The organism is Butyrivibrio sp. VCD2006 (genome assembly GCF_000423925.1).
GTDB lineage: Bacteria > Bacillota > Clostridia > Lachnospirales > Lachnospiraceae > Butyrivibrio.
On sequence record NZ_AUIX01000003.1, the window covers coordinates 147521 to 163467 of the forward strand.

General features: G+C 42.4%; 15 protein-coding genes. All 15 read right to left on the bottom strand.

What is annotated here, in order from left to right; translation table 11 throughout:
• Nucleotides 1-117: 117 nt before the first annotated feature.
• A complete protein-coding gene (locus tag G586_RS0103405; RefSeq protein WP_026526585.1) occupies nucleotides 118-990 on the bottom strand; it encodes a hypothetical protein in 873 nt (290 codons plus the stop codon).
• A 31-nt stretch (nucleotides 991-1021) separates the two neighbouring features.
• Entirely contained in the window at nucleotides 1022-2341 is a 1320-nt protein-coding gene (locus G586_RS26510; RefSeq protein ID WP_051204474.1) for a DUF6115 domain-containing protein, read from the bottom strand.
• Between the two features lie 66 nt (nucleotides 2342-2407).
• Complete coding sequence (locus G586_RS24585; RefSeq protein WP_051204476.1) at nucleotides 2408-2767, bottom strand: hypothetical protein; 360 nt, start codon at nucleotides 2765-2767, stop codon at nucleotides 2408-2410.
• Nucleotides 2768-2839: 72 nt separating this feature from the next.
• Nucleotides 2840-4423, bottom strand: a complete 1584-nt coding sequence (locus G586_RS0103420) for a DUF342 domain-containing protein (protein ID WP_026526586.1) — start codon at nucleotides 4421-4423, stop codon at nucleotides 2840-2842.
• Between the two features lie 26 nt (nucleotides 4424-4449).
• Nucleotides 4450-5223: a FliA/WhiG family RNA polymerase sigma factor gene (locus tag G586_RS0103425; RefSeq protein ID WP_026509943.1), complete on the bottom strand. Its 774-nt coding sequence runs from the start codon at nucleotides 5221-5223 to the stop codon at nucleotides 4450-4452.
• Between the two features lie 16 nt (nucleotides 5224-5239).
• The gene (locus tag G586_RS0103430; protein WP_026526587.1) at nucleotides 5240-5818 is read right to left on the bottom strand and encodes a hypothetical protein; all 579 of its coding nucleotides are present in this window, start codon (nucleotides 5816-5818) and stop codon (nucleotides 5240-5242) included.
• A complete protein-coding gene (locus G586_RS0103435; RefSeq protein WP_026526588.1) occupies nucleotides 5815-6300 on the bottom strand; it encodes a chemotaxis protein CheD in 486 nt (161 codons plus the stop codon). The genes G586_RS0103430 and G586_RS0103435 overlap by 4 nt, the downstream gene beginning before the upstream one ends.
• Before the next feature lie 12 nt (nucleotides 6301-6312).
• On the bottom strand, nucleotides 6313-6951 hold the full coding sequence (locus G586_RS0103440) for a chemotaxis protein CheC (protein ID WP_026526589.1): 639 nt from the start codon (nucleotides 6949-6951) through the stop codon (nucleotides 6313-6315).
• Nucleotides 6952-6974: 23 nt separating this feature from the next.
• The gene (locus G586_RS0103445) at nucleotides 6975-7454 is read right to left on the bottom strand and encodes a chemotaxis protein CheW (protein ID WP_026526590.1); all 480 of its coding nucleotides are present in this window, start codon (nucleotides 7452-7454) and stop codon (nucleotides 6975-6977) included.
• A 33-nt stretch (nucleotides 7455-7487) separates the two neighbouring features.
• Nucleotides 7488-9656, bottom strand: coding sequence for a chemotaxis protein CheA (locus G586_RS0103450; protein ID WP_026526591.1), 2169 nt, complete (start codon nucleotides 9654-9656; stop codon nucleotides 7488-7490).
• Nucleotides 9657-9725: 69 nt separating this feature from the next.
• Complete coding sequence (locus G586_RS0103455) at nucleotides 9726-10799, bottom strand: protein-glutamate methylesterase/protein-glutamine glutaminase (protein WP_026526592.1); 1074 nt, start codon at nucleotides 10797-10799, stop codon at nucleotides 9726-9728.
• Nucleotides 10800-11522 (bottom strand): flagellar brake protein, encoded by a 723-nt coding sequence (locus G586_RS0103460; RefSeq protein WP_026526593.1) that lies wholly within the window; start codon nucleotides 11520-11522, stop codon nucleotides 10800-10802. It abuts the gene before it with no gap.
• A gap of 25 nt (nucleotides 11523-11547) precedes the next feature.
• Nucleotides 11548-12468, bottom strand: a complete 921-nt coding sequence (locus G586_RS21620) for a MinD/ParA family protein (RefSeq protein WP_051204478.1) — start codon at nucleotides 12466-12468, stop codon at nucleotides 11548-11550.
• A 47-nt stretch (nucleotides 12469-12515) separates the two neighbouring features.
• On the bottom strand, nucleotides 12516-13820 hold the full coding sequence (gene flhF, locus G586_RS0103470; RefSeq protein ID WP_026526594.1) for a flagellar biosynthesis protein FlhF: 1305 nt from the start codon (nucleotides 13818-13820) through the stop codon (nucleotides 12516-12518).
• Between the two features lies 1 nt (nucleotide 13821).
• Nucleotides 13822-15876, bottom strand: coding sequence for a flagellar biosynthesis protein FlhA (gene flhA, locus G586_RS0103475; protein ID WP_196811539.1), 2055 nt, complete (start codon nucleotides 15874-15876; stop codon nucleotides 13822-13824).
• Nucleotides 15877-15947: the final 71 nt, after the last annotated feature.

A 15947-nucleotide genomic window follows, 5' to 3' on the forward strand; every position in this document is an offset into this window, starting at 1 on the left:
ATGAAATCTGGAAATGCGTGTTTATTTGCAACACTGCCTGCAAAAAGGGCATAAAAAAGCCCAAATGCTCACAGCTTCATAAGAATACCATGATTTTGGGCTTTTGACAAGACATTTTTACCTTGTAATTATAGAAGCAATCTCTTCAAAAGATGCGCCTCTCGGAATCTGCTTGGTACCTGAGCGAACTGATCTGTCCTTTCCGGTACTAATAAGATATTTATTGAATGATACTCCGTCAGTTATAACTCCTGATTCTCTTAAGATTCTGGCACAGTCATCAGAATCACTACCGCTCGGAAGCACAACTACAATGTAGTTTGTATCTTCTGTCTGAGGCTGTGAAGCTTCCGGTTGTGAAGCTGCCGGTTGCTCAGCTGCTGGCTCTTCAACTTCAGACTGATTATTCACTACTTCTTCAGCTTTAGGCTGTTCTGTTTCTGCTTCTGCCTCTGGCTGCTTTGCGGTGCTATTATTTGCAGCTGCATTATCACTAACAGTTTCTTCCACGGTTGAATCCGCTGTTGCCTGATCATCAATTACTGTTTCTGTTTTTTCTGCTTCAATCGTTTTAGTAGAAGCCATTTCAGCGGCATCATCAGAAGCGAGCTTAACATCTTCTTCGGATTCAATGCTTTCACTGTTTTCTCCACTCTGCTCGCTTTTTTTCGACGCTTCATCCATTTCAGGAATTGGTTCACTTGGCGAAGGCTCGGTTTCGTTGATTTCTTCAAATATTTCTTTTCCTTCTTTATCCATTTCCGTATTGGATGTAGTGTTATTCGCTTCATCTGTAACCTCCGGATTCTTTATTGTCTCCGAATAACTCGACAAAGTACTTTCAGCCTCTACCATTCCAAGCTGCTTTGCTCTCTTGATTATCTCCTCATCGCTCATCTTGCTGCCGGGATTACCAAGAACAATTCCCATTATCACAGCGGTGAGGACAGTTCCTAGTCCAAGTCCTCTTAAATAGTATTTTAGTTTCATAATTAGTTTTTATTCCCCCCAAAATCGCTTTTTAAATTATGGAACTGCGATTTTTCTTATGCTTTCCCGCAAGGTCTATTACCAGTTTTACCTCTCCTATCCCAAGTCTCAGTTCTCTTGCTATCACAACTGCGGATTTACCTTGTTTATGCATATCAAGGATTTTCTGATTCCTTGAAGCGGGATCACTAATTATTTCATTATTATTAGCCGGTTCGTCAGTATTTATCTTTTTTCTTGAAGCATCCGAGATTGAAACAACCTTCGCAGGTTTCTCAGTAACTTCATCAGCTGTATCATCGACGAAATCCTCTTCATTAGAATCCGGCCAGTATTTTGCATGAAGCTCTAAAGGCTCATCCTCACCAAAATACTCATTATCAAACATAGCCATGTCCTGCATCTCAGACTGTGATCTGATAACCCTGTTCTGAGTCTTTTGCGCTGTTGCTTCATCCGCTCTCTCTAAAATATCTGCCAAAGACGAGAATTTCACATCTGTCTGATTCTTAGTCGCGGCATCGAATTCAGCCTGCATTCTGGCTTGCATTTCAGCATTCATTCCTGCTGCTTCTTCAACTTCAGCAAATCTCCTTGAAGCCTCTTCGACCTCAGCTTTTCTTCTTGCTTCTTCCTCGGCTGCAGCCTTCATTCTTGCTTCTTCCTCAGCTGCCGCTTTTCTTCTTGCCTCTTCCTCGGCTGCAGCTCTTCTTGCAGCTTCCGCCTCAGCCTCAGCTTTTCTTCTTGCTTCCTCAGCTTCGGCTCTTCTTTGTTCTTCGGCTTTTCTTCTTGCTTCTGCCTCTAATTCAGCCTTTCTTCTGGCTTCAGCCTCCTGCTCAGCTCTTCTTCTCTCTTCAGCTTCACGAAGAGCCTTCTCCCTGGCTTTTGCCTGAAGCTCAGACTGCCTTTTAGCTTCTTCTTCAAGCAGTGCCAGTCTCCTTGCCTCAGCATCTTTCACTTCTTTAGCAGCACGATTAGCCTCAGAAACAGTGTTTTTGAGGTTCTTGTGCTTGTCATTAAGCATATCATACATGAAAACTACTTCATCATGATTTTTATGGATATCATTCATGACAGTATCTGAATATTCACTTATGGCAGACATCTTCTCATTAGTGACCCTGTCCAAAGCACGTTCTGCTTTATTAATAGCCTCTTCAAGACTATCATCAAGCATCTCATCAATATTACTCTGAGAATTCTTAACGGCCTTCGACACCATGTCATTAATCTTCTGATTTGTTCTGTCAAAATCAAAACCTGAAGATTCTTTGCCCCCCGGAATAAGATACCCTATTATAACCGCAAGGATCCCTGCGGCGATCAAAATTATTTCCGTAACACTTATCATAATATCCCCACTCTAACCCAAGTATTCCGCTCCCATCAGAATATACTCTCTAGTATTATAAAGTGTTCAGATTTTGAAGTCAAACCCCGAAGAAATATGCATATCCAAAGGTTTTCCGTCCGCTCCTATGAGGGTTTCGGAAAGCTTTTCAAGCTCCTCCGGTGATTTGTACTGATGCTTGCCTTTACCGCCATTTCCAAAGTATTCATTCTTACCTTTTTCTTTGGCGTCATGCTTTTCCTTTTCCTGCTGAGAGGCATTTTCCTTCCTTGTTACAGAATTGGCCTTCTGATCAGTTTCCTTATTGAATTCTGTTTGGAAAGCATTCTGATCAGAGAAGACTTTATTGTCTTCATTTTGCTTAATCTGCGAAACATCATTGGTTCTTAGCATGTTTCCGTTAAAATCAATTCTGCTTATAGACATAAATACCTCCCTTCTCCCGCGATTTTTCTCCTCCTTATATAATAATTATATCGTATAAAAACTTGATTTTCATTAGATTGGACCCGATTTAACTATGCCATCTTTTAGAAAAAATTTACAATAAGTAGATTCTGTTTTTAAAATTAAATGCTGGTCAGCAATATTGATTGTTATACCGGGATAAGCAGTTCCTTCAACTACAACATAAGCCTCCTTGGAATCGGCAAGCTTTTGTTGAAGTGTCTCAAGTTCCGAACTGTTCTTTTCAATCTGAGTTACCAGAACTTTGTTCATGGTAATTAGTTGCTGCGCCTGTCTCGTCTGGTCGGGTGACAGCTGTGCTCCGGAGCGCAGCCTCTTTGTAATGGATTCAACTGTTGGCTTTATTGTCTCTAGTCTTTTGGTCGAATCCGAAATTGCTTTATTCAGTTCTCTGATTCTTACTTTAAGCTTAGGATCTGCACCTACTTCAATAATCGTAGTAGCTCCCATATCACTACCAAGATCCTTAGCTATTATTCTATCCGTAGCAGTAACTCTTCCTCCGGCAATGAAACCCTTTTTTCCCTTAACAGTTATTTCAGTTCCGGATGCCACATTAGAATGAAGGATACTTTCACTGGTAATGCTTCCCTTTGCCGTAACATTCGCATTCTCAATAAATTTGGTAATGATATTGCCTCCGGCTTTGATCTCGCCCTTACCCATGCCGTTTATTCCACGCTCAAGAATAATGTCACTTCCGGCATTAAGACTTGCACCTTCGACAACTCCCTTTACATGGATATTGGCTCCGGCTTTAATAGAAAAACCGGCTGCAACTGTTCCTTTTACTTCCACACTGCCATCGTAATTGATATTTCCTGTAGAAACATCAACATTTTCAAACGCTATAACATTACTTACAGTGACCTTGTTGTCCTTAATTGTTACATGACCATCAATAGCAGCAAACAGCGCAAGACCATCATCCGAAAGATAAGTATTTTTTCCGCCGGCCAGCCTCAGTGGCTTTACGGGATGAGGACGCAGTACCTCTCCGTAAATATTCTGTCCGGGGTCACCCGGATCTTCCGGAGTTAATACAGCAAGCTGTGTGTCCTTCTTTACGTGATTGATAATATTCAGATTAAAATAGTCTACGCTTCCATCCTCATGCATTGTAGGTGTTGCGCGCAGATTAGTCTTGAAAAGGTACTCGATTTTTGCATTACTGCCTTCTCTTGTTTTTTTACCTTTTGCTACAACAAACTCTTTGCAATATTCTCTATCAGAAAAATATTGTGTAATCGCTTCGGAATCTATACCAAAAACTACGTTCTTGAAGGTCAGATCTTCTATGAACTCTCTTGGTGACATATTCTCAGCACCTTCTGAAGGAGCATAAAAAAATACCGAGGCCTCCATACGATCACGCGAAATAGTGAGCCTGTAGCTCTCCCTTTCGGGGAAGGTGGGATTGTCGTTTAATACGACAATCTCTCCATTCGCTTCCGTAACAGCCTCGTTCAATACAGGAGGTCTATAACTAATAGATCTTTCATCAAGATATGCTTTTACAACGTCATACTGAAGAGCTTCCCCATCATCAGTAGGCGCAAAAACTTTAATGCCGGTCGAGTTGGGCATAGTGATTAGCTGAAAATAACCGTTCATTTATACCCTCCTGCAGTTTAGAATACTTAACCAAGCTGCGTAAGAATTCCCATGTACTTTCCGAGTTTCTCCCTCATCTTCTGAAGTGCTCTTGTGTGAAGCTGCGAAACTCTGGATTCAGAAACTTCAAGTACATTACTTATTTCTTTAAGTGTTAATTCTTCATAATAGTACAAAAGAATAACTTTTTTCTCTTTATCAGTCAGAAGGGCAAGACTCTCTGCAAGCATCTTCTTAAGCTCTTCTTTTTCTATTGCTTCTTCTGGTTTCTCAAAGCTGGATGCAAGATTATTAGTATCCTCAGGCACATCGCTTCCCTGCTCCATAAACTCGTTAAGGGAAACCACGCCTGTAACCTTCATCTGATTTTGCCAGTTTACATACTCATCATCAGAAATACCGAGTTTGGACGCGATCTCTGTATCAGTTGCAGGATGTCCCTGTTCCTTTTCGATCTCATGTATTGCAGCCTCGATTTTTTTCTGCTTCTGACGTATTGTTCTGGGAATCCAGTCCATCTTTCTGATCTGGTCCAGAATAGCACCTCTGATACGAACACTTGCATAGGTCTCAAATTTGACATCCTTCATAAGATCAAACTTATCAATCGCGTCAATAAGACCGAAAATGCCGTAGCCTACAAGATCGTCATACTCAACGTTGAAGCCCAGGTACATGGAAAGTCGCCCCGCTACAAGCTTAACAAGCGGAGCATACTCTAAAATAAGCTTCTCTCTGAGTTCAGGCGCTTTATTCTTATGATATTCGTTCCAAAGCTTACTTCTTCCCGCCTCATCCATACGTTAACAGTCCTTATTAAAATCCTGAAAGGTCATCTCCGATTTCAAAATCGTTGATATTGTCGTATGAATAGTCTTCATCCGACAGACCATCATTCTCTGCTTCCATCGCTTCACGAGCAGCGGCTTCTTCAGCCGCCAGTCGCTGCGCTTCAGCAGCCGCTTCGGCAGCCGCCAGTTCGTCAGCCTCTCTTTGAGCAATAGCCTCTTCCTGTGCCAAAATGGCATTCTCTTTAGCCTTATTGAGGTCATCAAAATGAGTAACTAAAAACTCAAAAAGTCTGCCAACGATAAAGAATATTACCAGTGAAATAAAAAGGGTTCTGATCCAGGCACCGATTTCGTAATGCTGCAGCATTGTATATATTGCCATAAATCCACTTCCTGCAAGCATAACGAAAGCGGTTATCAGCCTGACCTTCGGAGCCTCAGTTATTACTATGGTCTCCGTGTGAAATTTTCTCTCTTTTTTCTCTTCCGGAACCTCTTCGGTTCCTTCTGCCAGATTTTCTCCGGATTCTTCTCCGGTCTCATCAACTGGCTTTTCTTCGCTGGTTTTTTCTACTTTTTCTTCAGTATTCTCTTCAGCACTCATATCGTCTTTTCCGGCTTCCCCACAGCTCTTATAACAAAGTTACCATTTTCAGGATAGAAAATAACAGTACGTCCATAAGAATCTCCGGTATCCTGCGCTAAAATCGGGATACCAAGTTCCTTAAGCTTTTTAATCGTAGCTGCCACATTCCGCTCACCTACACGCATGGTCGCATTGCCAGAATTAAATGCAAACATCTGTGCACCACCGGCAATCTTTGCTACAAGACGTGATTTATTAGCACCTTTGGCCACAACCTGCCTGATAAGCTCATCAATTCCCGTATCCGCAAATTTGGGGATATTGGAATTATTCTTGATCTCCGTCGAGTCAGGAAGCATAATATGTGCCAAACCGCCTATTTTAGTAACCGGATCCCTTACAGCAATCCCTACACAGGAGCCAAGTCCAAGTGTCGTGATTCCGTCAGGAGAGACGCAAATATTAAGATCGGCCATACCAACCTTGATTATTTGACTCATTCACTTAGCTCCTTATCCACTAATGGTTACATCTCCCATTCCAAGAGATGAAAGTATCTTAGCGTAACCTTCCATATCCGGCAGCAGAATGAAATATCCACTTAAGGTCTCAGTATCAAAAAAGCTTGTCTCAATAAGCAGAATCTTATCGCCCATCATACCGAATTCGATAGCCGGTACCGATAATATAGCTCCGGCCATATCTATTGCGACAAAAGGTACTGAAGGTAAAAGTTTTAGATTGGTGATCATAGAAAGGGAATTCAGGTATGAACCTGTTATAATATTTCCAACTTCCTTGATTGCTGAAAGTTCAGTATCATCAAACGGGTCATTTTCATCCTTATCCTTATTTCCCATCAGCATATTGACCAGGTGTCTGGCAGCCTTCATTCCAAGAAGGAACATAATGCTACCATTAATATCTCCTTCAACACTCAGATATATACCGGTCATTATCTGCTCTGCACCACCCATCAGGTCCCCGACATCCTTGAAATCAAGAAGTCTTACCTGTGGAACAGACATATCCACCTTAGTGTTAAGCATTTGTGCAAGCGCCGTAGTCGCATTACCAGCACCAATGTTTCCAAGTTCCTTTAAAACATCAAAATACTGACTGGAAACATTTTCCAAACTCATCTCACTCAAAGGTTTTCCTCCTTAAAATACGCTTAAGCTTTAGCCTTATCCTCTTCCATCTCTACCATTCCAAGATCAAGAATAGAAACAAGTCCACCTTCATATTTTCCAACGCCACTTATAAAACTGTTAAGCTTCTTGCCCTTATCGGCACTGTAGGTTACTTTCTCGATACTCTTTGCCCCAAGAGTGAGAACCTGATTAACCTGATCAACAATTATGCCAATAAGAGTATCCTCTTCAGCCTTAAGAATGATGATACGGCTCTTGTCCGTAATCTCATCCTCCTCCATGTCCATCTTGAGTCTCAAACTCATTACAGGAACAATGACACCACGGATGTTAATAACACCCTTAAGGTAGTGCGCAACCTGCGGAACTCTGGTGATCTGCTGCATACGCACGATGTTATCAATGTACTTTATATCAATTCCATACTGTTCGTCGCCGAGTCTGATGATAATATACTGAATCAGTTCGCCGACATCCTGTGTATCTCTTAATTCGTTCATAATGTCATCCTTTCTTCAATTTGGAAGTTTGCGTTATGCTAACTGATTTGTATCAAGGATCAGGGCTATCTCACCATCTCCAAGGATAGTAGCACCGCTGATCATACGGCACTTATTCATGTATCTGCCAAGAGGCTTGATAACGATTTCCTGCTGGCCCATCAGTTCATCAATTACAAGGCCAAACTGCTGGTCGCCCTTTCTTGTAATAACTACTACAAGATCTTCGTCCTCAGCCTTCGTACTCTCTGTATCAAGAGCTCTGCTTACACGAATAATAGGAGTTACGCTTCCGCGAAGATTGATGACTTCCTTATTCTCAACTGTCTTAATGTCTGTCGGTGCTACATCTTCAATACTCTGGATGGAATCAAGAGGAATAGCATACTTTTCATTTCCTACAACAACCATCAGAGCCTGAATAATAGCAAGTGTAAGAGGAAGTCTTATCTGCCAGGTACTTCCTTCACCGAGCTTTGTCTTAACACTAACTTCACCGGAAAGGGATTCAATCTTTGACTTAACTACGTCAAGACCAACACCTCTTCCTGAAACTTCTGTAACCTGTTTTGCAGTTGAAAATCCGGGATGGAAAAGGAAATCTATGCACTGCTGTTCTGTAAGAGTAGCTGCCTCATCTGAAGTAACAATACCCTTTTCAATAGCCTTATTCTTTACGATCTCAGCATCAATACCATTACCATCATCACCGACCTCGATAACAACGCTGTTACCATCCTGGAACGCATGCAGGAAAATATGACCTTCTTCAGTCTTACCTCTTTCTGCACGGAGTTCAGCAGATTCAATACCATGGTCAGCACTGTTTCGCAGCAAGTGCATCAAAGGATCACCAATTTCATCTACAACGGTACGATCCATTTCAGTATCTTCACCAGTCATGGTAAGTTCCATGTTCTTACCAAGCTGCTTATTAAGATCTCTGATCATACGAGGGAATTTCTGGAGTACGCTTTCGATAGGTACCATTCGAACTTTCATGACAGATTCATGAAGATTGGTAGTAACGCTCTCCAGATATTCAATCTGTTCGTTTACGTTGCCGCTTACAATTCCTGCGGAATTAGCAGCTGAGATCAAAGAGTTCTTCGCAATGATAAGCTCACTTACAAGATTCATCAGGACATCCAGTTTATCGATATCCACACGAACTGTACGATTAACAACGGGCTTACCAACAGGTTTCTTTCCTCCTGCATCCTTTGCAGGCGCTGCCTTCTCGGCAGGTTTAGGTGCAGGTGCTGCAGGTGCCTGTGCCGCAGGTGCCTGTGCTGCAGGTGCTGCCGCTGCAGGTGCTGCCGCTGCAGGTGCTGCTTCTTCTGTGCTTGCGGATGCGCTTGGATCATAATCACCAATTTCGCAATCCTCAATCTCAGAAACGCTCTTTACGATTTCCTTAATCTTTTCCTTATCTTCTTCGTCTGTTGAAATAATTAGACTAAAATTGAATTCAAATTTCTCATCCTCAATATCCGAAGTAGAGGGCTCCGATGTCATAAGTTCACCGATTTCCTCAATACCCTTGAATACAAGGAATGCTCTGGCTGCTTTAAGAATGCAGCTCTCCTGGATCTTTACGTTAAGGCCATAAAGCTTCTTACCCTGTCCCTTAAGGTCTTCAAGATTAGCCTTGGTATCAGGATCAAGCTTAATTGCTCTATAGTCCTTGGTAGGATCTGCATCAGGTGCAGGTCCGTTTGCTGTGGGTGCTGCCGCTGCAGGCGCTGCTTCAGCCGCAGGTGCTGCAGGTGCTGCTTCAGCTGCAGGTTTAGCTGCGGGCGCAGCTCCACCGCCTGAAGCTCCTGCTCTAATATCAGCAAGCGCTTTTATAATGTTAGCATTTTCCTCAGTTCCTTCATCCTGTGACTCAGTGATATTATCCACATAAGCCTGAATAGCATCCAGACACTGGAACAGTGTATCGATCATGCTAGAATCGATTTTGAGTGTGCCGTTACGCACATCAGAAAATACATCTTCCATATCATGGGTCAGATTCTGCATATTCTTATAACCCATTGTTCCTGCCATTCCCTTCATGGAATGGGCAGAACGGAAGATTTCGTTAATACAATCCTCGTTCTCCGGATCCTGCTCCAACTGCATGATGCTGTCATTCAGTGTTTGCAGATGCTCCTTTGCCTCGTCAAGAAAGACGCCTAGATACTGAGAAACATCCATAATCCCTTTACCTCCATAAGAAAACGTCACGTTTACGTTAAGTAAAAGGACTGGAACCAGTAAAGATAATCACTTAACGCCAACGTTCATAATGATTTCCTGGGCTACGTCATCAAGTGTAACGACCTGATTAACAAGACCAGCTGTTGCCAACGCCTTAGGCATGCCATAAACTGTGCAGGATGCTTCATCCTGACCGATGACATGAACCTTCTTAACTGATTTCAGGTTTTTAATTCCCTCAGTGCCATCCGCACCCATTCCGGTAAGTACTACGCAGCAGATGCTGTCATAATCGGAATCCATAAGAGACTCATACATAAAGTTAGCGCAAGGTCTCACGCCTTCTCTTGTGGGTCCGTCCACATAATGGATGGTATGCTTTCCACCGGATGTGAGTACATGCATGTGCTTACCGCCTCTTGCAATATAGACGGTACCTGCCTGAAGAACATCTCCTTCTGCAGCTTCCTTAACATGAACCTCTGAAAGAGAATCCAGTCTCTCAGCAAGTGAAGCTGTAAACCCTTCCGGCATATGTTGTACAAGTACAACCGGTGTTTTAAGATTCTTGGGAAGTTTGGGAATAACCGCTTGAAGCGCACGAGGCCCACCCGTAGAACTGGCAATCGCAACGATACGATTTCCTGTGACCTTGTCTGCATGCTTAGCGACAATATCCACCATCTTACGAGAGGCTTTGATCTCATCGATTGAAAAAGCCTTCGCACTAACCGGCGCTTTGGACTCGCAAACAGCTGCTAATGTCCTTGTAAGCGAACTGGTGAAATCATCGCCACGGCAATCCGAGGCGCGATCCGGTTTATGAATAAAATCAAGGGCTCCCAGTTCCAGGGAATCGAGGGTAACCTTTGCTCCTTCTTTAGTATCTGTACTACACATCATTACCTTCGCCCTTATTTTATTTTTATTGATTTCCTTGAGTAATGTTATTCCATCCATACGCGGCATATTAACGTCCAAAATTACTGCATCGTATGAATTTTTCTTGAGAAGCTCAAGGGCTTCAACTCCGTCTTTAGCCTTATCTACAACCTGAAATCTAGAATCTGAGTTAATAATATCACTAAGGACGGTTCTCATAAGTGCAGAGTCATCAACTAACAAAATTTTTTTCGACATTTAGTTTTGCTTCTTTCTGATTTTTCGTTCTTCCTCGAAAATAAAATGGATAATATCTTCTCTGGAAGTCTCATCAATGTAGGTGTACTGTATGCGGTGCTCATACAGCCCTGGCCTGTTTTCAAGTTCCTGTACCCGAAGTACGGTGCACACCATCTCGTACTCCACATTATTAATGTTTCCGGGCAAACGATATGAACAGTAAATTGTACTGCCCTCATCATACTGGAAATTAGCGACAAACCTTAAGCCGCCTCCACTAATATCCACTATAACGCTCCGCTGAAGAGGTTTATTTGTTCCTAAAAGAAGTCCCCAATTACGTCTGATGGCTTCAACTTCCTCCTCAGAGAATATCCTTGATCTCAGTTCCAACGCACAACTAAATCTGTAATACTCTCTTCTTTGTAACCTCTGAAGGTTGCTTAGTAAATCCAGGACAAGAATATAAACATTATTGCTTCGATATCTGTCTATAATCCTTCCGTAGCACTGAAAAAGTCCCCTGGCGCTGTAAAAACACAGGCTGTATTCACCGTCAACGGGAAGAAGCACAAGCTTCCCCTTATCCATTGGCATTAATACTTCAATCCTGTCCTCCGACAAAACATCTGTAATCTTACTCAGGTGAATTTTCTTCGTGCGGCTGTCATCGTCCATCCAAACCTTGCCGATGGCCTTCAGTTCAATTTTATTGCCTGGCGCAATGTAGTCCGCAAGCATGTAGGTACCCCTCTTACCTTTTTTATTACTGTCCGGAAGCCTTATCTCCGGTATTCTTCTCTGAGTTTAATTTACGACCGGTTATTATATGTGAGAAAAATGCTGCCATTCCCCTTGGCTTATACTCATTATCCACATCTTTATTTACAAGAGATCTGGCAATCTGCTCAAATGCCTTAGAAGACTTGGAATTAGGGTACTGTATTGAAACCGGTGACTGCTGCATTACCCCTCTCGCAAGCATCTGATCCTGAGGAATTGCCCCAAGATATGTAAGCGGTAGCTTCAAATATCTTGCAACAACAGCATTTAATTTGTTGAAAAGCTGCTGTCCCTCTTCTGCTGATGCAACCCTGTTCGATGCGACTTTAATTTTCGTGCTGTCCCTTAAAAACCTGGGTTGCTGATTAAGTGCCTTAAGAAGTGAATACGAGTCTGTTATGGAAGTAGGCTCTGGGGTGGTCACAAGAATGATCTCACCACTGGCAACCAGAAAATCCATTACCGCACTCGAAATACCGGCACCCGTATCAATTATTATAGTATCTGCAATGGCATCAAGTTCTGCCAAATTAACAATTATATATTCAAGGTAATTCCTGCTAAGGTTATACATTCCTGAAATTCCTGATCCGCCGGATATAAATCCTACTCCCTCAGGTCCCCAGGTAATAATATCCTTTATATTCTTACCCTGATAGATAAGGTCACTCAGATTGTGCTTAGGTATAGTACCAAACATGATCTCAATATTAGCAAGTCCAAAGTCCGCGTCCAGAATGATAACTCTCTGTCCCATTCTGCGAAACTGTATGGCAAGGTTGATCGCAACATTGGATTTTCCAACTCCACCCTTGCCACTGGTTACCGTAATAATCCTCGCAAGTGGCCTTTTCTTTGTATTTCCTGCTTTTATAATACGTCTTAGCTGTTCAGCCTGATCCATAAAAATAATCCTGTCTCTATTCTATCAAAATATGTAAAAATCATCTACTATTTTCCGCCAAGAAGACCTTTTACACTTCTCTGTGCATCAAACACCGCTATATCGCTTGGAACATTCTGTCCATTAGTGATATATGACATAGGTGCTCCCGTATGCATATGTATATTATAAAGGTTTCCAGCGGATCTGGTTTCATCCATTTTTGTAAAAATCAGCTTGTACTTAACGAGTTCCGAATATCCATCAGCTATCTCGATAAGATCTCTGTATTTGGTTGTCGCTGAAAGTACCAGATAATTCTCAGTTTCACAGCATTCCTCAAGAGCCTTAATGAAGCCGATCATTGTAGCCTTCTGCTCCTCATTGTGAAGGCTGTGACCTGCAGTATCCACCATAAGATAATCATAGTCCTTAAAGTCTTCTGCAGCCTGTTTCATCTCTTCAACAGAATAAATAACTCTGAAAGGAATATCCATGATAGTAGCATAAGTTTTAAGCTGTTCAGCAGCTGCTATTCTGTATGTATCTACCGTAAGCAAAGCAACCTTCTTTTTTCTATTGATACAAAGATCCGACGCAAGCTTGGCTATTGTAGTTGTCTTGCCGACACCTGTAGGTCCTATAAATATCTCAGCAATGGGTCCGTCAGGGTTTTCCTTGATTCTGCTGGCAGGTCCGAATTTGAGGACCATTTTCTGATATACATTCGCAAGCACATATTCCATAGGAATGTTAGGCTTACTTACCTTCTCGACCTCATCGGTGAGCTGGTTCGCATAAATCTCATCCACTTCATTTTCAATCAGTGTGTTGTAAAGAACACGCACAAAGGATAACGTCTCTTCAGAAACAGTATTTTTCACTTCCGAATTGTCAGCAAAAGAATCAAGAGTTTCACTTCTCACATCATCTTTTTCACTCTTAAGATTCTGCTCAATGAGATCATGAAGGCTGTCGAGCTTCTCCTCAATAGCGCTGCTCTCTTCCTGCTGCGGAATGTATTCCTTTGCAACTTCGTTTTTGGAAGGTGCAGAAGGTGTAGAAGAGACCTTGAGAGGCGGTATCTCACCGTCTGCCTGTGCTTTCAAAAGCTTATCTGCCATTGATGTAGGTCTGCCAGAAGGCTTGCCTCCTCTTCCCTGATCTTTAACAGGTTTTACAGGTCGAATCGTCTTTGAAGGTTCGTCCTCAAGCGCCACTGTAACCTCAATCTTTGAGGGTGCGAACAATGCAAAAAAGCCGCTCTTTTTTACAGGCCTGACATTCATTATTACAATGTTGTCGCCCAGCTCCTTCTTTGCATACTCTGTAGCTTCTGATTCAGTTTTTCCGGTAAATTTTTTAATAATCATATTATGCCGCTACCATTCCTACAGATTGCATCTCAACATTGGGTTCTACTTCATTATATGAAAGAACTATGAGATCCTTGTAATAATCCTCAGTCATTTTCTTGAAGTACATACGCACTATAGGTGAGGTCATGATTATAGGTATCATACCTGCATCCTCAAGCTTCTTAGCCTGCTCACCCACTGACTTGAGAATTGCTTTCGTCCTTGTGGGATCCAGAGTAAGATATGCCCCTGTCTCTGTCTGTTTAACAGACTGCATTATCTCCTGCTCTATCTTGGGATCAAGCGTAATAACACTTGTGGTCTCTCCGGGATAAAAGTATTTATTGGAAATAGCACGTCTTAGGCTCTGTCTTACATATTCGGTCAATATGTCACTATCATGGGTCGAAGGTGCATAATCTGCAAGAGTCTCGAAAATCGTCACAAGATCTCTTATGGAAATACCCTCCGAAAGAAGATTCTGAAGAACCTTCTCAATCTCACCAAGACTCATGAGCTTAGGCACAAGCTCGTCCACCAGTGCAGGATTGTTCTCCTGCAGGTTGTTGACAAGATTCTGTACATCCTGCCTCGTAAGGAGCTCTGCGATATGGTTCCTGATAACCTCTGTGAGGTGTGTCGCTATTATAGAAGGCGGATCTACAACGGTATATCCCAATGACTCCGCACGTTCTCTCTGACTTTCAGTAATCCAGGTAGCCGGCAGATGGAAGGAAGGCTCAAAGGTAGGAATACCGGTGATTTCCTCCTCAACATTACCGGGATTCATTGCCATATAGTGATCAAAGAGAATTTCACCATCACTTACCTGAATACCCTTAATTTTTATAATGTACTGATTGGGATTTAGCTGAATATTATCACGAAGTCTGATAATAGGTACTACAGTACCAAGCTCCAAGGCTATCTGCCTACGTATCATAACAACTCGGTCCAGAAGGTCACCGCCCTGATTCACATCGGCAAGAGGAATTATTCCATAACCGAACTCAAGCTCGATAGGGTCCACCTGAAGAAGACTGGTAACGTTCTCAGGCTGTCTTATTTCTTCAGCCTGCTGCTCCTCCTCAGCCATAACTTCTTCCTCTGTGTGTGCGATCTTCTTTTCTCTGTCCATAAGGAATCCCAGACCGGCAATCAATCCTCCAAGAGGTATATATAGTATATTGGGCAAAGGTGTGAGAATACCTAACGCGGCCACTACAGCACCAACTAGGTAGAGAGTCTTGGACATGGAAAAAAGCTGCCCGATAAGAGCAGGTCCAAAATCTGCTTCCTTACCACCCTTGGTTACAAGGATACCGGTGCTAAGTGAAACCAAAAGAGAAGGTATAGAACTTACAAGTCCATCACCCATGGTAAGAATCGAATATTTATCAAGGGCATCAGTGACAGCCATATCCTGTCTTAACACACCCATCAAGATACCGCCGACAAGGTTAATAACAGTTATGATTAGACCTGCAAGAGAATCTCCCTTAACATACTTCGTAGCACCATCCATTGCTCCGAAGAAGCTGGCCTCGTTCTGAATCTTCTCTCGTCTCTCCTTAGCTTCCTGATCAGTTATGGCACCAGTATTAAGATCGGCGTCAATCGCCATCTGCTTACCTGGCATAGCATCCAATGTAAAACGTGCCGATACTTCAGCAACACGTTCAGAACCTTTGTTGATAACCATGAACTGAACAAGGATGAGCATGCCATACACGATAGCACCAATGATAAGATCTCCGGCACCAACGAAGGAACCGAACACCTCAATAACTCTACCGGCGTCTCCTCCTGTCAGAATGAGACGGGTAGATGATACGTTCAAAGCAATACGGAAAATAGTCGTGAACAAAAGGATAGTCGGGAAGAATGACATATCCAATACTTCCTTTGAAAACATGGCAGTGAAAAGTATTACAAAGGAAAGTGACATATCAAATGCCAAAAGAACATCCATTAACCATGTCGGTATACGGATAATGAGCATCATTACGGCCGCAACAAAATAGAGTGCCACACCATAATCGAAAGCACGTTTTCTGATAATCTCGAGCATTTTATCCCCCCTTCCCCATTTTTTCACAACTATACATATTCAGTATAGCGCATACCATATATTGTGTTCAA